Source organism: Evansella sp. AB-rgal1, assembly GCF_041820985.1.
Lineage (GTDB): Bacteria > Bacillota > Bacilli > Bacillales > Salisediminibacteriaceae > Evansella.
The window spans coordinates 1-20,821 of record NZ_JBGUAU010000049.1 but is presented as its reverse complement, the minus strand read 5'-3'; the positions used below and the strand labels follow the sequence as shown (position 1 = coordinate 20,821).

The window sequence follows — 20,821 nt, the reverse complement described above, 5'->3', positions numbered from 1 at the left end:
GTTTTTCTTAAAGTTTGCTAAATTAATGAGCCCTAAACTGTTCAAGCTCCTCATATGTCAATGTATTTGGATTCCTGTCATTTTCTTTACACCATCTATGTAAGTCACGAAAACGCAAGTTAGGAATTTTACCATTCGGTGTTGCATAAACTCCATTTGGGAAGGCTTTGTCCATGTCACCGGTGTATAGTCTGTTTTTATCCATTTCTCCATGACCTCTTCTTCGAGCTCGAATACCGGTTGGGATAGGTTCAAAAATATAACTTTTTAACTTCGACACCATTGAACACATCCTGGCATATTTTCATGAAGAAACGCTTGTGAAGCTTCAGTTGAAAAAAAGTAGTATGGCGGAATACCACCTCTAGCTTGCATGGCTCCTAGCTTTAGATAGTATTCATCATTTAATTTTTTTTTTTCACAGATAAACCTATATATCCATCATAACCAAAACTAAAGCTTTGACTAGCCGCAAAACATAATAAGTTTTTCCTGAATCCTGTATACTTCCTTTGTGTATTATCTTGACGATTTAAAGGAGAGGCTTCCATCAACTCAATGTTTATCAATTGATTGTCAGGATGCTCTTGAATCGCAATAGCGCCTTGGATTTCATCCTTCCAAAATTGAACTCCAGTTAAACCAACTATTCTTAGCATAAAGTTTATACTTATGAATATCTATTATAATCAAATTCTTAAAACATACTTCAACTTTTTTCCCATTTTTATTTTTTCTATTGAGTGCTTGTTATCATATTACAACATGTGGGAAGTTGTGGTGACTGCTACCATATTACTGCTCGTGCTCGTGGTAATCGAAGAACGGCCTTATTTGAAACGCGAGAAGACTATCTCACCTATCTTTCTATCCTCGAAGATGTCCGCAACATGTATCCATTTATTCTCCATTCCTACTGCTTAATGACCAACCATATTCACCTTCAACTACAAACAACACAATTCCATATTAAAGATATTATGAAAGAACTACATGCCCGTTATGCAGTATGGTTTAATAGAGAACACCATTATGTAGGTCACTTATTTCAAGGAAGATATGGTGCGCAATTAATTGGCATTGATGCCTATTTTTTAGAGGTGAGTAGATACACTTTAATCCATTGGAAGCTAAAATGGTAACCAGATCTCAAGCTTATCCTTGGAGTAGCTACCGTACATACATAATGGAAATTGAAAACCCCATGTTCGGACCTCAAAAGTACTCTCCTATTTTCCAGATCCTAAACAAACCCGTTACAATCAATTCGTAGAAGGCAAAATCATTTTGAATTTATTGGAGGATAAACAGATTAGCAAATAAAATAGTAAGTATTGGATTAAAGGGGGTGGAAGGATACCGTGTCCAAGTAGAAGTGGAGGTTTTAGAGGGAATAGAATCCATTGTGATTGTGGGGCTTCCAGATGCATCAGTAAAGGAATCGAAGGAGAGGGTTTCGACTGCTGTACATAGTTAGGACAAACGGGAACGGTTACTTTTATCGTTTTTTGTAATAGATATAGTGTTAAGATTAATCAGGAAGTGTAGCATAGTGAAAATTGTAATCAATCCCTTTTTAAAGTAATCTATTAATCCTTTTTGCATTGCGAAATGTTACAGCAGTGGCAAATGAGAACCGTCACCTTTTGCCACCAACTTGTTCCATTTGGTGCTCATATAGGAACTGCAAGTGCACCAAAAGTGGAATCAGCTGAGTGGAGAAAACCGGAAGTGAAACAGAGGAATGTATAACGATATAATCGGGAGGAGCGGTGGAAAGGAACCGTTCCTTTTCTTATGTTGGCGTTCTGCTTGGAAGTTTATCAAAGAGTACGTTTAAAGAAAAATGAGGTCAGTTCATTTTTGCCATTAAGAACCGCCCCCATTCCTCACGTTCATTATTATTTTGCTACGTTTTTAATCCGCACACGTCTTTCCCTATGGTTACTAGCAGTTCTATTCCTGATTGGAAGAAATGTTCGCTTGTATAGGGTTTTGGCCAGCGGTCCCAGTTGTTCGCATGTAGACCTAACCACCACAAGTGTCTGGAAAAAATTAAGAAACGGATAAGTGTAGCTTCTTCCTCGCTAAGGGAGCGTACGGACGTATATCCGTTGATGAGTTCGTTCCAGATATTTGCAGATCCACCTCTTCCAAAGGTTCCCCATATTGCTGTAGCAAGGTCGTATCCACGCCATTGCCAACTGGCATCTTCTAGGTCTATCCATACGATTTCGTCTCGACTCGTTTGTATTGCATTTATATGATGGGCATCCCCGTGGGAAAATCCGATCCAGTCCGGGTTTCTATTGTGATGAAGGACTTCAGCAACCATCGTTGCTTGTTGGATTGCTGTTGTAAACATTCCATTGTCTCGGCATTTTTGACTAATTGCTTCTATAGGTTCGTTAATCAAATCAGAAACAGTCACTTCTGGTAACCAAGATGGTTTGTCCATATGTATGGAAACCTGATGTAGGTGGCCAATGGATACACCGAGTGAATGAAAGTTCGTTTCTGTAGGGGAAAGTGTATTACCTTGGATATATTCATATCCATTTACAGCGAACTGCTCATCATTTAGATGCACAACACATTCCTTTTCCATTGGAACAGGCCGAGAAACAGGCCCATGTAGACGATGTATTTCATGCATAGCCCGATATTCAACATAAGGAATATGGGATGTGTGTAGTGGAGTTAATTTAAACACATAATTTTGTTGATTTGCTCCTGTTTTTGCTAAATAAAGCTTGTTACGTGTGGAATTTATCCGAGTTACTTCTGTTACTTCAATGTTAGGAAATCTCATATTTAATTGTTTTACTAATGATTTTTGAACATCGAGTGTATCATACATTCACTAACAGCTCTTCTCGATGGAGTTCACAGACCCGTGGCAGGTTTGTATTCATCTGCTGTGGCTTTATACTATTCGTAAGTTTCGGACCTTCGATCATTAATTGCTCTAAATCTAATTTGTACTCTTTTCCTAATATGGCTGTTTCGTTAATGTTGTCCGTTACATGTCCCAAAGCGTAATCAGTAATTCCAAGTAAGCCCATACAAGGATAAATATGTCCGTCTTGGTCGATATACAACTGAAGACGATTTGCACATGGACTTATGGGATTTACATGTGCTGTAGGGCTATTATTTCCAGTAATACCAGGAGGTGGGTAAATAGTAATATCTGTTCCGTTAAGAGATGTTAAGCTTAGAAGGTTGTGATTTCTTAGGGCGGAAACAGAACCGATTAGTCCTATTGGTCGCTTTAATGCTACAAGTTCCTTCATAAAGTCGTTAATGGAAATATGTTCCTCTAAGTAGTCAATTTGATCAGTAATTACTCCAAGGGAACTTATCAACGATTTATCACATAACGATTTCACTTCATTAAAATCATTGAAAAGCTCGACGATATCGACGGTTAACGAGACCGCGTAACCCATATTAATTATAGATTCAGCTAATTCCTCAAATTTTTTTGGTAGCGAGAGAAGCCCTTCACCGAAGAGGGACACTTGACGATTGTAGAGTGTGTAGGGGCGTTCTCCTTCTGTAATACCGACGGATTCTTTAAACCAATTGTCATATTGATGAAGCCAGTTCATTAGTTTCGTACTGTTCAGTTGATAATCATCGCCTGTCTCGTTGGGATGGAGCATGATGGCAACCGATTTTAGGTGCTGAATGAGATTGATTTGTTTGATTTCCATACTGTCTATCCTCCTTGCTGACTTACGGAAGCTTCAAGTTGTTCAAGAACCCGGTTTAAGGCATTTCGTTTATGGTTGTCGAACGACTCTTGTAACGTCTTTGTATATTCCGGATTGGAAAAAATCGTGAAACATAAGTGACAAATATTATAGTAATCCTCACCTAAATCGTGGCCATTCTCTTCTAAAATCGGTACTAAAGAACGAATACCAGAAAAAACAACTCTTCGGATTAAAGGGTCATTATTCATTCGCTCTACAATGGTTGCTAGTGATTCTTGAGAAGCATTTCCATTTATATAATTATTTGTCTGGTCGAATCCAGCACAACATGGAAACACATTTCCAAAGGAATTGATAGTAAGATTAAGCACGCGGTGGCAGTTATCATCAAGGGATGAGCGAGAATGATAAAACTCCTCTGGATTGAGTTCTTTTGCCGCTCTACCAGTTGCGAATACTGGACCACTAGTAATCCGTGATGCGCTCTCGATTGCTTCTTGTTGTAAAAACGATAGAGCTTCTTCCATACTATGATCTTTCGTCGTTAACAAACGTAGGTTTGTCTCTATCTCTACTTCCTTACAAGCAAGTAAGCAATTGCTGATGGCGTCGCCTTTAATAAAAGGTTGGTGCCAGTAATCCCATGAAAGCTCTAGGGAGGTGACTCCAGATTCTGATAACCGAGTACAGACTTCACGTGCTTTCTCCATCGTTCGACCCCAAAACCCATTTGTAGTAGCGGTAATTTGTTCAAAGCCAGCATCCCGTGCTTCTGCAAATAGCTCGTAACAATCGTCTAAGTACATAAAAGCTTCTCCACCAGCTAAATGAAAGCGTGGAGCTATCGTTTCAATAGTGGCAGCCTCTCGAATACATCGTTTGATTACTTTCGTATCTAATGATGACAATCCTAAGGTTTCGGAACCTTTTGGGCTTGCGGATTGATAACACATAGCACATCTTGCATTACAGCGGTTCGTGCTTTCTACTACTAATCCGCTATAATAAATTGGCATGTGAAGTAGGAGTGATAGTTCTGTAGATGATTCTCTAGTTTTCTCTATTTCTTCCATAGTCTCTCCTCCCAATACTTATCGTTTGAATCTCCCATTAAGGCCCCCAAGATTAATTCTAGGAGTAACAATATCTCGAGCTTTAAAATTCTGTCCTTGAGGTAGTTTAATGCCTTGCTTGCCCAGTCCTTGTAGTGAAACTAGATCAGAAGGCTGAGTTGTTCTTACCAAGGTAACTACCATTGTAACGACAGCTACTACAGCCATAACAACAGCAGCAGCAGCTGCAGCTGCTGCTGCATTGGCATGTACTCCGGTTGGTTTCCCTTCACGCATATCTATCAAATCTTGTAGAGCATTTGGTCCAAGATTTTTTGTTAGATCCTCACTTAATGCTGCATCAAATATTACAGCATTGGTTATTGCTTGTACTACATCCGGAGACAACAAAACTCCATGGTCAATTGCATACTGTTTTGGATCCTTTATGAAAGCATCCGATTGTTCTTTACTTTTTACCAGTTCTTTAATGAAAGCAATTTGAGCTTCCACAGATGCTGGCTTGACATGCTCTAAACGTTCCAAATTTTTCTCCCTAATTGGTTGAATGACCTCCAAATCGTGAGCAATTAGTCTTTCAATCTTTCTACGATCGTTACCTTCAAAGTTATTTGACACAAGTAACCCCTCCTAATTGTGTAAAACTATTTGCTACTAAACTAAATCCTTCGACTACAGAAATAAATATACGGAATATTCAAAAAATATTTCTTCATTAAAATGATAAAACGAATAGGCAAGGGTGTCAATAAGCTGTAAAAACAAGGGGGTCAACCTATATTTACAACCTGAAACTAAATCACTATAAATACATAATAACTCCCTAATAAAAGGAAATTCCTTATGTGAAAAGTCGTAATTATACACAGGAATCAAACCAATTTTCGTGAAAAAATTCCCAAAAATCATTCGAAAGGTGGGGGGAAATCGGAGCGAACGGGAACGGGGCATATTCGCATTTGCTAGTTTTGAAATAATTCGTAATATAGAGTGATAAACAATGAAAAAAGGCAAACATAATTTTCCAGATAAAATTATGTTTTATATTGCGAAACTGGCAAATAAGAACCGGTTCTGTTTACCGTGATGATGGAATAGATAAAACAGTAAAAACCCGTTAACGGTGATAGTTCTAATTTGCCTGAAGTGTTTCCAGATCATTTCAACCGAAATTATAAGGTTCTCCGGTCTGTCATCTGCGGGTTTTGTCGAAGTCAATGACACTAACTTGTACGTATCGCTACGATCGTCCTTCTCTCGAACATGAGGAATTAGGGTGGACGCAATACATAACGATTTGTCAGGAGCGCACAAATAGGCAAACTGGAACGGTTAGAGTCTGTTGAAAAAAGTCTATTTAATTTGTATTTTAGGTATATATTTCCGTTTAGAATTAGTTTTTTAATAGAGTGTAAAATAACTAGAGTTACTTAATTTCATGTTGAAAGCAAAAAAAGTATAGGTTAAATACAAAAATCAGGCCGCTGATATGATCGACAGCCTGATTTTGATTTACTTATTACATGTTTTAGTTGCCACTATACTCTATTGCACCAATATCTGGTGCTGTTCCATTATACGGTTCACCAATATTTACTCCACCATTTACGAGGAAGCTATTTGGACGTGGTACGAACAAATCGATATCTGGTAAAGAACCATCTGGTTGACGAGGTTCTTTAGCTAACGATGTATCTACACTGAAAAACATACCTGGGGTTACAGTACCAATTTGCCAACTGTTACCTTCTAGAATTGAATTGCTTGCAAATCTATTAGCTACACGGCCCTCAGCACTCAGATTATTTTTAAATACGTGTTGACCATTTTGTGGATTATTAGGGAAGTCAAAATTCCGACCATTAATCCTAATTCCATTGTTATAGCCAGTATTATGAGTCAATGTTAGAGCACCTCTATTATTATTATGGTCGAAGCCTTTCCCATGGTTATCAAATGCAATATTTCTAGTTACAATATGATTTCCTGCTATATGGTTTCCACCAAGCTTAAATCCATTACCCCCACCATCAAAATCAGGATGGTTCCAAATAGATGGATTCCCGTTTCCAAATGACCAGTTATTCTCTAGTAAAATTGTACTAGAAGCCATCCAGAAGTCAAAACCATCATCGGAATTCTCCCAGGCTCTATTCCCATAGAAAACATTTCCAGGTCCAAGTGCTTCATACTTAGCAGCAAAACCATCAGCCATATTTCCTACTCGACCTCTTGTATTAAAGTTACGGAAACTATCGTTATTCTTAATTAAGTTGTAGGAACCATCTTCTAAATGAATACCTGTTAAACGATTTTCATAGGCTACACTTCTCTCTAGAATGTTATGACTTCCATGGATACGGAATCCATTTCCACCTGCTCCAGTTAAATGAACGCCAATAATATGCCAGTAATTACCGTTCAATCTAATACCATCCTGCCCTGGTTGTTCCGGTTGTTGCCAGAAATTAAAGGTAGGAATCTCTCCAGGATACGCCACAATCGTTATTGGTTTACTTGAGTTACCGCTTCTATTAATGTTTATTCTATTATCATGATAATAGGTTCCACCTCTTAGTACAAAAACGTCTCCAGGCTGAGCGATACTAACAGCATGATTCAATGTAGCAAATGGTGCAGACTCTGTACCGGAGTTATTATTACTTCCATTTGGTGATAAATAAAATGTGCGATCACCCTCTGGAATCTCAGGTATTGATAATACTTGAGGTGTTGCACTTACCTGAGTAGAGTTATTACTTTCTCCATTACTATTGACAGCACTTACAACGTAGTAATACGTTGTACCGTTTGTCAATGATGTATTCGTATAGCTTGTGTTACTTACTGTAGCCACTACACTATACGAACCTCCACTTGATGTAGATCTTTTCACATTATAGCTGTGTGCACTCGAAACAGCGTTCCATGATAAAGTCACTTTTCCATCTTCAGCCAAAGCTACTAAACCAGAAGGTACACTTGGAGGAGCTGGTTCTGTTGGGTCTGCATCCGATGGACGTACAATGTTCACGCTATCAATTGATACATTCGCACCACTTTCCGTACGAAGTTGAATGAAGGAATGAGAGGTTCCAATATCTAGGTCAAGAACCAATTCCCCTGTAGACAGTTCATTTGCTGTTATCTCATAAACCTTAGAAGCTGATCCATGAATAGAATTTGCCTGACCAGTCGTATTATTATCTACATACACTTGAAATTTTTGACCACTACTTCCACCTGCACTCACAACATTTAATTTTATTTGATATGGCTCACTTAAATCTAATACTCCCCCAGGACTACTAGAAGATGTCGAACTAGTATTAGATTCAGCGCCTATTGTCATTCTTCCACCGCCTAGTATTATTGATCCTGAGTGAACTGTGACTGTTCCCCCAGTCCTAATATACATAGGTTTAGAAGGGTCATTTGGAAGCGCCATATAATCTGTAGTAAATAGATTATTTGAGGTTGCTCCTACAAAATTGTCCGTGAATATGGAAGTTACTGGTTCTGTTGGTTCAGGATCACTAGGAGGAGCTTCACTTTCACCTGTCAACTTAAGGTGATCAATATTAACTCCACCTTCATTTCCAATTCCAATTAAACGAACTGTATTACTTCCTCCATTCAACTCGGCTGTCAAACTAGATATTTCCCAATTATTCCAAGCACCAGTTGACGGGAATGGAAGTGAACTTTCTACGACATTCCCGTTGACGAGTACTTCTCCTGGTCTATCATCAGTTTTCCCGTGAGCATATCTAAAATCTAACGTATAAGTACCTGATGATGGGGCATTTACAACCCATTCAATATATCCTCCGGGCTCGTTGGGTACATAATCCACAAACCCTGTTCCTGTATACCCAGCATGATTATTATAAACACCTGCTTTATGGAGAACTGGAGCATCCTCAGCTTCATACATTTGTGTACTCATGGCTTTTCCATTATTAATAGAAATCATTCCAAACGAGGAAAATACTAAGGCAAAAATTAAGAGTAATTTGAATGGAATTCTACAAATTCGTTTCACTATTTTGTTTCCCCCTTAAATATTATTTACTATGCCATGAAATTCGCTCCTCAGTTGCCTTATGGTGGCTTTCCGCACAGAAACATTATAAAATCCCTCCTTCGATTTAATAGATTAGATCATGAAGATAAAGCGCTTTCAAAAAAAGAATAAGAAAAGCGAAAGGCCCCGTCTATCGACGACAAGCGAATGTTTTGACAGAATAAAGGCGCTTTATGCTTTTTTTAGCTGGTAGGTTATTTAACTTCGAGCTGATTGCGTATGGTTCTAGCTGATTTTTTGAAAAAGTTATCCATATGAGTCAACTTCATAATTTACTATTTTAAATTTTTATTTATGAAATTTATTCACATGAAATTATTATATAAAGTACTTCAGAAAATAAAGTAACTCATCATACATACAATCAATCTAGCAAATAAATTACTAGTGTTCAGAAAAATAGGAATAAATTATTTTCTATAAATCGTCTTATCTCAGGGATATGGTGTACATCACAAATTTCTACTTGGTTCTATCTATTTTCTTAAAAAATATCGGGAAGTACTTGTAGGTGCTGTTCAGTGTAGGCGTTTACGATAGAGGGATGTTACTTTCTATTTCAAAATATTATAGGCTTTCTAGTGGTAAGTCAATTGATTGTGAGTGTTTTAGGTTAAAAATGGTAATTTAGGTGCATATTTCTTTGACTTATTGTGACTTTTGTTGGACAAACGGGAGGGAGGTTCTTAAGGGGAAGCAGTGGGGACGGTTCTCGTTGCTTCCTTTTTTCATGGACCTTTTGACGACCATGACCAGAGTGTATCCGTGGAACAACCCACGTACTCCTTTTCGAAGGCAAGGGAATATCTGTTGAATGTAAGAATAGTAGAATTAAGTCCAAACCATAAGGTAATGGAAGTATAGATCACAACAAGTGTATTTCCATCTGTGTCCACTTCGCAAGCATTCTCTAACATGTTCTCAAAAAAAACATCCATAACAACCATTTGTTCAAGGCTTTTTCAAGGAAGCACCGAGAACCGTCCCCGGTGCTTCCAATCCCCTAGTTGTGCCTTCTACTATCACGAAAACCTTTCGATTATTCCGATGTTTCCTTATCTCTTCGGTACAAAATCGGCAATTTCGGATAAAATTTGCTCTGTTCGTTCTAGTACTTCGTCTGAGAGGTGTAACTCGATAGCCTTAATATTCTCTTCGATTTGGGAAGGGCGACTAGAGCCAATGATTGCAGAACTCACATTTTTCTGGCGCAGTACCCATGCTAGAGCGAACTGAGACAATGTCGCTCCTAGTTCTTCAGCCAATTCTGTGAGTTTCGCAGCACATGTAAGAACATCCTCACGCATATAACTATTTATCACGAAATTTGTCTGGTCATTAGCTGCTCGGCTGTCACGTGGTACCGCTTGGTTTGGCTTGTATTTACCAGTGAGTACACCTTGTGCTAGTGGGGAGAAAACAATTAATCCCAGTCCATCTGCTTCGCACTGCTCGATGATGTTTTCTTTTTCAATATAACGTTCGAACATATTATAGATAGGCTGATTGGAAACTAATGGTCGAAGGTTGAAACGTCTGCCTATTGCTCCAGCTTCGGCAATTTGCGGTGCTGTCCACTCGCTTACGCCTGAATATACTATTTTTCCTTGAGCTGTCAAATCATCAAGTGCTCGAAGCGTTTCATCAATAGGCGTTTCAGGATCAAAACGATGGCATTGGTACAAGTCAATGTAATCGGTTCCTAAACGCTTCAAACTAGCGTCGCATTGTTCTATTATATGTTTGCGAGATAAGCCACTATCATTCGGTCCTTCTCCCTGTGGGAAGAACACCTTAGAAGCGAGCACATAACTGCTTCGTGGATACTCTTTTAATGCATGGCCTAGTACTTGCTCTGCCCCGGGGTAGGAATTAGAAGTATCGAAAAAATTTATCCCTAGTTCATATGCTTTGTGAATACATTCGATCGCTGTTTCTTCTGCTGTAGCTGATCCATAGGTTAGCCAACTACCAAGTCCAATCTCGCTTACCTTAAGTCCACTTCTACCGAGTCGTCTGTATTTCATTTGCTTTCCTCCATATCATTTTTTTTCACAGATCGAGGACAAGGCCCTGAGGATATCATAATAACAGTGTCCTTTGTCTTCAGATGTATGAAAAAATAAATAGTAATTTCCATTTTATCATTTTTTTAAGTCAGCATGAAAATTTCAATGACAACTATTAAATATTGCGAGAAAGGGGAATTGTAAAGGTGAACGTCCAACTCTCTGCGTCGCCATATACATTCGCATTTGTGAGAGGCGCATGAGTATCTCATACGCCTACTAGATTTTTCAATAAATATATCGATTATACTTTTTGGAACAGGTTTCCTACTGATGAAAAGCTCGTATCTAATTAGTTATTTTTTTTCTGACGATAGTTCCCAACCCAACAACTAGTAATAGGAGTCCTATTAACATGTAGTTAGAAGAATGGCTAGCTGTATCTGGTAATTTATCTTCTGCTGCATCTTTGTCACCAGAACCATCTTGGTCATCTGAGCCACCTTGGTCATTGGAACCATCTTGGTCATCTGAGCCACCTTGGTCATTGGAACCATCTTGGTCATCTGAGCCACCTTGGTCATCTGAACCATCTTGGTCATCTGAGCCATCTTGGTCATTGGAACCGTCTTGGTCATTGGAACCGTCTTGGTCACCAGAACCATCTTGGTCATTGGAACCATCTTGGTCATCTGAGCCACCTTGGTCATTGGAACCGTCTTGGTCATTAGAACCATCTTGGTCATTGGAACCGTCTTGGTCATTGGAACCATCTTGGTCACCAGAACCATCTTGGTCATTGGAACCGTCTTGGTCATTAGAACCATCTTGGTCATCTGAGCCATCGTGGTCATTGGAACCGTCTTGGTCATTAGAACCGTCTTGGTCATCTGAGCCATCGTGGTCATTGGAACCGTCTTGGTCAGCTTCAACTAGTGCATCTATTGCATCAAGCAATTGAGCTTCAGCGTTATCCACTTCGTCTTGCGTAGCGTCATCATTTTCAAGTACAGCAAGTGCTGTCAACAAAGCTGCTTCAAAAACAATCCAGCTTGCTTCTGTATAATCACTCTCCACCTTGTCGGAGTTTGCATCATACAGAGATTGAAGTTCTGTTTTGTCAACGAGAATAGCTAAGGTTTCTAATTGTGCAATAGCATCTGTTAATTCTGTAACTGCGTTATCCACTTCGTCTTGCGTAGCGTCATCATTTTCAAGTACAGCAAGTGCTGCCAACAAAGCTGCTTCAAAAACAATCCAGCTTGCTTCTGTATAATCACTCTCCACCTTGTCGGAGTTCGCATCATACAGAGATTGAAGTTCTGTTTTATCAACGAGAATAGCTAAGGTTTCTAATTGTGCAATAGCATCTGTTAATTCTGTAACTGCGTTATCCACTTCGTCTTGCGTAGCGTCATCATTTTCAAGTACAGCAAGTGCTGCCAACAAAGCTGCTTCAAAAACAATCCAGCTTGCTTCTGTATAATCACTCTCCACCTTGTCGGAGTTCGCATCATACAGAGATTGAAGTTCTGTTTTGTCTGTATCAGGAGTAGCTTCAACAGGATTATTTGAAGTTACCATGATCCAACTTATTTGTGGGTCAGAGCTATCTCTACCAGCAACACTAGCTGAGCGTTGGATGGTTAGGTCGATTTTACCATCAACTGGTTCAATATTCGTGTATTCTCTTGTATCATAGTATCCAGGAATCTGATATTCAAAATCGACGACTTCTTCATTAATTAAGATATCAGCTTTACGGTTGTTTCCAGCCCATTGAGACCAAGGATCGTAGAAGCCAGCAAAGATAGTATATTCTCCATCTTCCACTTCAAATGTATAAGAAAAATCTTTTCTACTTCCATTAATATAACGTAATGATTCAAACATATTTGTGCTATTTGCTCTCACTGTTGTACTTCCACCAGAATAGCCCCAAGAATGTCCACTTGCTGTGTCATATGGTTGATCGCGAACATCTTTGTTTAGTAATGTTTCTTCCATATAAGAAATCAATAATTCATAGTCTGCAGAAGTTTGGTTACTAGGGTTAGCAAAATAGATAACATTAGATGGGATAACTAACACCTCATGTGAAAATACTCTGCCTATATCTGTAAGCACGCCTTCCACTGTCACTGTACCTGGGAGCTTAAATGTATCTTCTGTTACTTGCCAATCTACTGATACTGTTAACTCTTCATTATTGATACTAATATCTACTTCATTTGGCAACTCTGGTACGACTCCAGGACTTGTAGTGCTCGGTAATTCCGTCAAGACGCTCAATTTACCTTTATACTCTAGATCACTCAATCGCCATTCGTCATACCATCGAATAATTATGTCATCCTCAGAACCAAATTCTATTGGTAGCCAAACGTATCTAGAGTCTGGTCCAGCAGATCCATTACTAGCTACTCTCCATCTGTCGCCCATATAAATAAATTGACCTTTTTCTTGATCAACAGTAATTACATACGTCGGTTGTGAATCGTAACCCCTAGTACCTGGAACATCAAAAGGATCTCCGACTCTTTCCCATTTTTCATCTTCTGGCAAAATCATTGCTTCTGAACGATAATAGACAACCTCTGTTGAATTCCATCCATCTGTTCCCGATGTAATCATATAGTAATATCCATCATAATAAAATAGTGAGGATGCTTCTCGATGCTTGTCTGGTATTGCTCTATAATTGTAGTCAACACCTGGTACTGCAACACCACCATCGACTGCAGGGCCAGTATATTCACTATTCAATAACGAAACATACATTTCCGCATTCATCTCACTTGAATAAATGGCATACGCATCATCTACTCCGTCATTATTTACGTCTTTCCCATGATCAACGAATACAGAAAAATCACGTGATTCTCCCAATCTGTGTGGTGGAGTAATCCCCTCGGTCCAGTTCATTCTTGTGGCATTTACAAGTTTAAATGGACCAAATGGTGTGTCAGAAACTGCAAAGCCCATGAGTGCTTTTCCATAACGACTACCCGTATTTATATCATCGGGGTCGGCACCTCGTTTTACCCAATTTACCAAATCTGCATTATTATATTGTGGACCGTCAGCATGAAACACAATAACAAATTTCTCGGTTTGTTTGTTATAGAGCATTTTAGGGCGTTCCACAATGTTGTATCTTCCATATAGATTTTCAAAAGCTAATCTTAAATACTCTTCGTCGTATTCTTCAGCGATTCTATTATCTTTATCAGCCCATTTTGTAACATAAGCTTCAACAAAGTCTTTAGCCATGGTGATTTGTTCTTGTGTAACATCTGGTGTAGGTTCTGTTAAGTTCGCCCATGCTTTGAATTCTTCTAAACTAGATGCATCGAACTCTAATTCTGTTTCACTATCATTTAATTTAACAGGAAGCTTGTCATGGGTTGGTAATACGGTTCCCATGTCTGTCCAGTTATACATATCTTCTGAAACATAGGCTTTTACACCCTCTACAGGACGGGTAGCACTCGTTTTTTCCTCCCCGTACCAGAACCAGAAATCCTTCGTTAGTTTTCCATCTCCGTCGACGTCATAATTTATATCTGCTTCATTTAAAAGCTGTACGGAACCGCCGTGAGCACCTATTAATTTGCCATCTGTATCCAACCAATATTGACCTGGTCGAATAGAATCATAGACTGGAGTTTCTATTCGAGTCCATTTCTCCGTTTGTATCATTGCTTCATTATCTGAGGCTGATGTATCAAGAACAACAATCTTATCAAATTGACCTTCTCTCATAAATCCAGTACCGTAAGTAGTTCCAATACTAGCATCAACACTCGTAAGTTCACTTAATTTAAATCCTATCTCTTGGCTGTCTAGAACTTTTTCCCCGTCTAAAAATAAAGAGACCTCTCCGTTACCATTGTCCTCGTTATATACTAATCCAAAACCAGTCCATGTTCTTTCTTCTAGAGATTTTGTAAGCTCATACCGTTCACTAGTGCTAGATCCGTTTACCCTGACCTCAAGTATCCCTTTGTTGTTTTCCCCAGTTGGTATGACACGGAAATGATTGTTATTGTTTCCGATTAGGAAAATGGATGTTCTTAGGTCGTTCGCATCTGATATATATACATTTGAATAAAGAGTGAAATTGGGGGTTCTAAATAGTTGATCCCCCTCATTGAATAACCCACCGCCATTACTAGGGCTGTTTCCACCACTAATCCAATCAGTAGTAATGTATAACATCTTGCCGCCTGTAAAATCATCAACTAGCTGTGCTCCGTTTCTGGCGGTAATGCCACCTTCATCTTCAATAGGTGTGAAGCTATTTGGTGCATTTTCTGATCCTAACACAGGTACATTGGAAAAAATAAGTGACAAAATAATAAACAACAACAGTACTTTTTTCAACAATTTCAAATAATAAACCTCCTTATAAAATAAAGTAATCTAGTTAATGTCACCTCCTGCACAAAACTATGAAAGCGCTTTATTTAATTGGTAGTTTATCAGAATATTCATACAATATGATGTTTCTTTTTTTACTATTTTTACTACTTTATTGACTTTGTTGGAAGCAGTGGGGACGGTTCTCACTGCTTCCTTCGGTTATCGAAATGTTTTGTCTAGGAGAGGGAAATGAAAAAATAGTAGTATAAATAGTCAAAATAGTGTTATGACAGTTTAATTAGTATTTGAAATAATGAAAGCGCTACCAATGAAATTCTGATACTTTTACTAAATGGAAGAATCAATTTTTATACCTAAGGTTAGTTCTGTAATGGGGATTCCATGCAGCTAACATATACATTCTTACATTTGATAAAGGGGGGTAAGGTCAGTAGTGCAGTTGTAGTGGTGAAGTTAGTTATATAAGCTGTTTTTTTATTAACCGTAAGATTTTGGTAGACTACTACTCGCTAATAGGACGGTAAATATTGATAGCGTAGGGGAAGGGATGATCAAATGATAAGCAAAAGGAAGTGTAAGAGATACGTAGGAATCTTTTGTATTTTTTCGATGCTGTTTAGTTCGTTTGCGTTTATGGATGCTAATGAGTCTACTGCGGCAGTTGTAACGGAATCAATCACGATTGATGGAAACGATGTAGATGAATATAACCGTTTTAAAGGGTTTGGAACAGTGACTGGTAATAATACATCACGTTTATTGTTAGATTATAAGGAAGAGCATCCACAGAAGTATTGGGAAATTATGAACGCTCTTTTTAACCCGAATACTGGGGCTGGTTTAGCGCATGTGAAAGTGGAGCTAGGTGGGGATATAAACTCCTCTTCTGGTACAGAACCTTCAACAATGCGATTCATAGACGAGCCTGCCAATGTTTTACGAGGTGCAGGGTTTCAATTTGCTGCTGATGCGAAATCCATTAATCCTCATATCACGACAGAGATTCTTCGTTGGGGTGAGCCACGTTTTACATGGGAAGGCGCTGCAAGAGGGGATTACGAGAACCGATATCAATGGTATAAACAGACAATGGATGCTGTTTATGAAGAGTATGGATTTAAGCTAGATTATGTTGGTATCTCTCAAAATGAAAGGTCTATTAATGGTAATAATAGAATAGAAGTAGATTGGTTGAAATATTTCACTACTAGAATAAAAGAAGAACCAAATTATGAAGAGGACTATATGGATATTAAGTTAGTTGCTGCAGATGGCTATCGAGATACAGCTTCTATTAGCCGTGTTTTACTTAATAATCCTGATTTAATCGATGAGATCGATGTAATTAGTTCTCACTATGATATTCAAGGTTCACCTGAACTTACTCAATTGCAAAACAGATTGAAGGATGAAGGCAAACAACCTAAAGAAGTTTGGACATCAGAGGGTATTTCACCAATGATAAATGCCCGTTACCGTCAAAATGTGCAGCCAGATTATCAAGGACTTGGGGGAACTGGTGGCATAGTAGACGTTATTTCAAGAATTATTTCTGTATATACTTGGGATGGTAACAGAGCGCATCCATTGAATGCCGTTTCCTTTGATTTTCAGCCCTCTGTTGCTGCGTTTTATCCAGGGGCTCAATATAATCCAAAACACTTGATTAGTGCGTTTGATCCTTGGTCTGGATTTTATGAAATTGATGGTGGAATCCAAGGAGTTCGTCACGTTATGAATTTTGTAGGGTACAATGACCGCAATACCCCGGAAAACGAGCGCTGGATGTACATAAAAGGTGCAACATTCAGTGATGGCGCTAGAGGAGATGGTGGGGTTGTAGTTGATACTAGCAGCCAAAATTATATGACATTAAAAGATCCTCAAACTAGTGATTACACATCTATTTTTACTAATAATACAAGAGACACAAGAAAGTATACGATAAATGCAACGAACCTAGATGGGAAAGAGAATGCTCCTGTTTACGTTTGGGAAACTAGAGGCGCAGATCCTGGTCAAGCCTATGATGCTAACTGGTTTCAAAATGTTGATGTCATTACTCCGGTAGATGGTGTTTATGAGCTTGAAGTAGGACCGTACTCCATTGTTACCATTTCCACTTTGGATAAAAAGTCTGAAATAGATGGCTTTGAATACGAGTCTAATCCAGTAGATTTATCGCAAAATACAATTTTGCCTTTGCCGTATATTGATAATTTTGAATATAGTGAATATGGTTTAGATGATAAGGGCAGAGACTATATAGAGCGTCGGGGTGGTACTCCGCGTTATACAACAGATCAAATCGGTGCTTTTGAAGTTGTAAAAAAAGCGACGCAACAAGCTTCGCCAGGTAGTGCTGAACGAGTTGATTTAGAAATTCCAGAAGCTGAAACACGTGGGAATATGCTCCAACAAATGATGGCACATGACAATATAGGCGCAGGTTGGGAAGTATGGGGTGGAACAGATGGTGCTGCAGCTGGTGTTAATCCCAACACCGTTTTCGGTGACTTTCGTTGGGTGAACTATAAAGTTTCGTATGATTTCCTATTAGATACACATAGTCCAGTAAATCCAAATAGAAACAACTATGCATTAATTGGGGTTCGTCAAGTAAAAGCTGGTTGGTCTGATTCTCCTGCACCATACAATGCTCGAGTCTATGTGGATGGAACTTATGAAATTCTAAAGCTTGGTGGTGTAGTGAAAAGTGGAGTTATTGAGCACTTCGATAGCGCAGTATGGCATAATTTAGCTTTTGAGGCGAAGGAAAATGTATTTACTCTTTATTTAGACGGAGAAAAAATTGACTCCTATACAGATGAGGATAAAACAGTAATGGCTGGACGAGTTGCTTTAGGTACTGGCTATTATGAAACGCTAATTGATAATTTACGTGTTGACCCAATTGAAGGCTATCCCTATGAGTCTTTAAAGTTAGATGATGCACAGGGTAAGTTCTTTTCAACGGAAGAAGCTGCTTTAAATAATAATGATAAATGGAACCCGATTGGATATGTTGGTGGTTGGTCCTTTACGCAAGCTGGTTATGGTCATTACAATCGTACGTTAATGACTGCAAGCACTGACTACCCAGTTTGGAATGGAGTAACGGTAACTCACCAAGATACTACAACTACTCAAGGAACGTTGAATAAAGTGTTCTATTCCGGAAGTTGGGGATCAAATAATGCTAACTCATGGGGGGGAGTCGGTACTTCCCTTGAAATTACTTTCAAAGGAAATGAGATTCGACTGTTCGGTGAAGCGAACCCAAATAATGGAACTGCTGAAATTTATTTGAATGATGAACTAGTGGGTGAGGCTAGTTACTTGAATAACAGCTCGGTAGTTAGGATGGTTTGGTCTGCGAAAAATCTAGAAGAAGCAGAGCACACGCTTAGAGTAGTGCCGAAAGAAGGATTTACCAGTTTCGTGAGGGCCGAAATAGAAACAGATAATGAAGAGCCTACAACATTAGTAAGAAACTTAGGACCTCAGGATATTGTTAAAATACAGGATGATGAATCTCTAGTGGGAGACGATGAAAATACTGTTTATGCCTTTAGAAAAAATAACGTTTGGGGCTCAAATAATTCGAATGCATGGGCAAATTTTGATGATGATCCTTATATTTTGATTAATTTTACAGGTACGGGGATTGATTTCCTTTCTGCAGGAAATGCAAATCAGAAATATAATTTCGAGCTTAATGGGGAAGATGTTGGTGATTTTAGCCGTGGTGCAGATGGTTTAAGATACTCTGTAAGAGACTTGGAAGACAAACCTCATACCTTAAAAGTTTCTTTAGGAGATAATGAGAGATTGGAAACCTTTATGGATTACCGAGGAGTAAATATTTACTATACTCCAACAATGGATAATATCGGTGGAAAGAGTATGATCTTTAAATTTGAAGGCTTGGGCTTTCATTTATTTGGAGCGACACCTGACGCACTACTTGATGTGTATATTGATGGTCAATTAGTGGATAAGGAACACAGAGTCTATTCAAAAGGAGATAGACAAACATCGTATTCTCTTCGAGGTCTAGAAAATAGAGAACATACTGCGAAGGTTGTAGTAAAAGGTGGTACGTTTATTCTTGATGGAATTGATATCATTACTGGAGATTCACATGCAGGTCAAGATCCAGGAGACGGCCAAGATCCGGGAGATGGTGAAGATCCAGGAGACGGTCAAGATCCTGTAACAGGTGTGGAAGAAGTACAAGTAGATGAACCGGCACAAGTAGTTGATGCAGGTACAACTGTTACTATTGCAGGCACAAGTGCAAAGATAACAATGCCAGCAGATCTACCAGCAGGGACAAAGCTGAAAGTTGAAACAAAAGATGTAGAAGAAACAAACTATGATGGTTTACAACTTTCTGGTGAAGTATTTACGTTTACCTTTGAATTCCCAGGAGATTCAACTGTGCCAAATGGTGAATACACATTAGTATTAGGCTATGATGAACAAGCTGATTCTGAGAGTGTAGCAATTTATTATTATGATGTAGAAAAGGATTCATGGGAACTTCGTGGCGGAGATGTTGATGAGACAACCCACACAATTTCGTTAAATGTACCATCTTTCTCAACTTACGGTGTATTCGTTCAAGTTGAAGATCCAGGAGAAGGAGGAGATCCAGGAGACGGTCAAGATCCAGGAGACGGTCAAGGTCCAGGGGAAGGTCAAGATCCAGGGGATGGTCAAGATCCGGGAGACGGTCAAGGTCCAGGAGATGGTCAAGATCCAGGAGATGGTCAAGATCCAGGAGATGGTCAAGATCCGGGAGACGGTCAAGGTCCAGGAGATGGTCAAGATCCAGGAGATGGTCAAGATCCGGGAGACGGTCAAGGTCCAGGAGAAGGTGAAGATCCGGGAGACGGTCAAGGTCCAGGAGATGGTCAAGATCCAGGAGATGGTCAAGATCCGGGAGATGGTCAAGGTCCAGGAGATGGTCAAGATCCGGGAGACGGTCAAGGTCCAGGAGATGGTGAAGATCCAGTAGAAGGAAAAGATCCAGTGGACGGTGGTGACTCGACCTCTGACGATGATGAGTTACCAGAAACAGCTACTAGCATATTTAATTGGTTATTAGTAGGAATGTTATTGTTATTAACAGGAGTTGGGTTGTTCTTTTACCGAAAGCTCCAGAATAAATAATTAGTTATTAAGAAGCACGAGTTCTCGTGCTTCTTTTTCAAAAGAAAGTATAAAATCAAATAGATGTCTAGCACTAGGCGTCATAGCCTAGTGTCAAATAACCTGGCTGATAAAAGCAAAATGTGCTTTTCAATCGACTGGGTTATTTGCATTTAGGTGATAAGAGGGTAGCTGGAGCTTTTCTTAGGATGAACGATACAGAACAAGGGGATGAAATCTAAGGAAATGTATATTTTATGGTTCAGTGAAACAACTTTTTGATTTAATGCTCATCATTTTGAGACCATGTAAAAGTTAGATCCAGATATATCCTCCCAATCGGGAAAGTGCACATATATTTACGCAATCCGCACATAAAAGTTGGGA

12 protein-coding genes and 1 pseudogene are annotated in these 20,821 nt (G+C 39.0%); 4 read left to right on the top strand and 9 right to left on the bottom strand.

Going from position 1 to position 20,821, the window contains the following annotated elements; all coding sequences use genetic code 11:
* Positions 1 to 22 precede the first annotated feature (22 nt).
* Positions 23 to 280 (bottom strand): hypothetical protein, encoded by a 258-nt coding sequence (locus ACERII_RS24585; RefSeq protein ID WP_373645615.1) that lies wholly within the window; start codon positions 278 to 280, stop codon positions 23 to 25.
* Between the two features lie 124 nt (positions 281 to 404).
* Complete coding sequence (locus tag ACERII_RS24580; RefSeq protein WP_373645614.1) at positions 405 to 659, bottom strand: hypothetical protein; 255 nt, start codon at positions 657 to 659, stop codon at positions 405 to 407.
* An 84-nt stretch (positions 660 to 743) separates the two neighbouring features.
* Here ACERII_RS24580 and ACERII_RS24575 point away from each other — a divergent pair, with 84 nt between their 5' ends.
* Both ACERII_RS24575 and ACERII_RS24570 read left to right on the top strand, forming a co-directional pair.
* A complete protein-coding gene (locus ACERII_RS24575) occupies positions 744 to 1,142 on the top strand; it encodes a transposase (protein WP_373645613.1) in 399 nt (132 codons plus the stop codon).
* A gap of 161 nt (positions 1,143 to 1,303) precedes the next feature.
* A pseudogene (locus tag ACERII_RS24570) lies at positions 1,304 to 1,474 on the top strand (magnesium chelatase domain-containing protein); the annotation flags it as partial.
* Between the two features lie 435 nt (positions 1,475 to 1,909).
* Here the strand turns inward: ACERII_RS24570 and ACERII_RS24565 are convergent.
* The 5 genes from ACERII_RS24565 to ACERII_RS24545 all read right to left on the bottom strand — a co-directional run bounded on the left by ACERII_RS24565 (position 1,910) and on the right by ACERII_RS24545 (position 8,840).
* Positions 1,910 to 2,860 carry a phosphotransferase enzyme family protein gene (locus ACERII_RS24565; protein ID WP_373645612.1) on the bottom strand — a complete coding sequence of 317 codons (951 nt, stop codon included), beginning with the start codon at positions 2,858 to 2,860 and terminating at the stop codon, positions 1,910 to 1,912.
* The gene (locus ACERII_RS24560; protein ID WP_373645611.1) at positions 2,853 to 3,719 is read right to left on the bottom strand and encodes an SPASM domain-containing protein; all 867 of its coding nucleotides are present in this window, start codon (positions 3,717 to 3,719) and stop codon (positions 2,853 to 2,855) included. Before ACERII_RS24560 ends, ACERII_RS24565 begins: the two co-directional genes overlap by 8 nt.
* Before the next feature lie 5 nt (positions 3,720 to 3,724).
* A complete protein-coding gene (locus ACERII_RS24555) occupies positions 3,725 to 4,795 on the bottom strand; it encodes a radical SAM/SPASM domain-containing protein (protein WP_373645610.1) in 1,071 nt (356 codons plus the stop codon).
* A gap of 18 nt (positions 4,796 to 4,813) precedes the next feature.
* Entirely contained in the window at positions 4,814 to 5,413 is a 600-nt protein-coding gene (locus tag ACERII_RS24550) for a hypothetical protein (protein ID WP_373645609.1), read from the bottom strand.
* Between the two features lie 910 nt (positions 5,414 to 6,323).
* Positions 6,324 to 8,840, bottom strand: coding sequence for a right-handed parallel beta-helix repeat-containing protein (locus ACERII_RS24545; protein ID WP_373645608.1), 2,517 nt, complete (start codon positions 8,838 to 8,840; stop codon positions 6,324 to 6,326).
* 741 nt (positions 8,841 to 9,581) lie between these two features.
* Here ACERII_RS24545 and ACERII_RS24540 point away from each other — a divergent pair.
* On the top strand, positions 9,582 to 9,746 hold the full coding sequence (locus ACERII_RS24540) for a hypothetical protein (protein ID WP_373645607.1): 165 nt from the start codon (positions 9,582 to 9,584) through the stop codon (positions 9,744 to 9,746).
* A 191-nt stretch (positions 9,747 to 9,937) separates the two neighbouring features.
* Here the strand turns inward: ACERII_RS24540 and ACERII_RS24535 are convergent, their stop codons facing one another.
* Both ACERII_RS24535 and ACERII_RS24530 read right to left on the bottom strand, forming a co-directional pair.
* Complete coding sequence (locus ACERII_RS24535; RefSeq protein ID WP_373645606.1) at positions 9,938 to 10,909, bottom strand: aldo/keto reductase family protein; 972 nt, start codon at positions 10,907 to 10,909, stop codon at positions 9,938 to 9,940.
* Positions 10,910 to 11,239: 330 nt separating this feature from the next.
* Positions 11,240 to 15,286, bottom strand: coding sequence for an Ig-like domain-containing protein (locus tag ACERII_RS24530; protein WP_373645605.1), 4,047 nt, complete (start codon positions 15,284 to 15,286; stop codon positions 11,240 to 11,242).
* Positions 15,287 to 15,832: 546 nt separating this feature from the next.
* Here ACERII_RS24530 and ACERII_RS24525 point away from each other — a divergent pair.
* Complete coding sequence (locus ACERII_RS24525; protein ID WP_373645604.1) at positions 15,833 to 20,455, top strand: LPXTG cell wall anchor domain-containing protein; 4,623 nt, start codon at positions 15,833 to 15,835, stop codon at positions 20,453 to 20,455.
* The last annotated feature ends 366 nt before the right edge of the window (positions 20,456 to 20,821 follow it).

Bases quoted from the DNA above. Each gene is read 5' to 3' on its own strand.
- ACERII_RS24565 (WP_373645612.1), bottom strand. From the start codon at position 2,860: ATGTATGATACACTCGATGTTCAAAAATCATTAGTAAAACAATTAAAT.
- ACERII_RS24525 (WP_373645604.1), top strand. From the start codon at position 15,833: ATGATAAGCAAAAGGAAGTGTAAGAGATACGTAGGAATCTTTTGTATT.
- ACERII_RS24555 (WP_373645610.1), bottom strand. From the start codon at position 4,795: ATGGAAGAAATAGAGAAAACTAGAGAATCATCTACAGAACTATCACTC.
- ACERII_RS24535 (WP_373645606.1), bottom strand. From the start codon at position 10,909: ATGAAATACAGACGACTCGGTAGAAGTGGACTTAAGGTAAGCGAGATT.
- ACERII_RS24580 (WP_373645614.1), bottom strand. From the start codon at position 659: ATGCTAAGAATAGTTGGTTTAACTGGAGTTCAATTTTGGAAGGATGAA.
- ACERII_RS24560 (WP_373645611.1), bottom strand. From the start codon at position 3,719: ATGGAAATCAAACAAATCAATCTCATTCAGCACCTAAAATCGGTTGCC.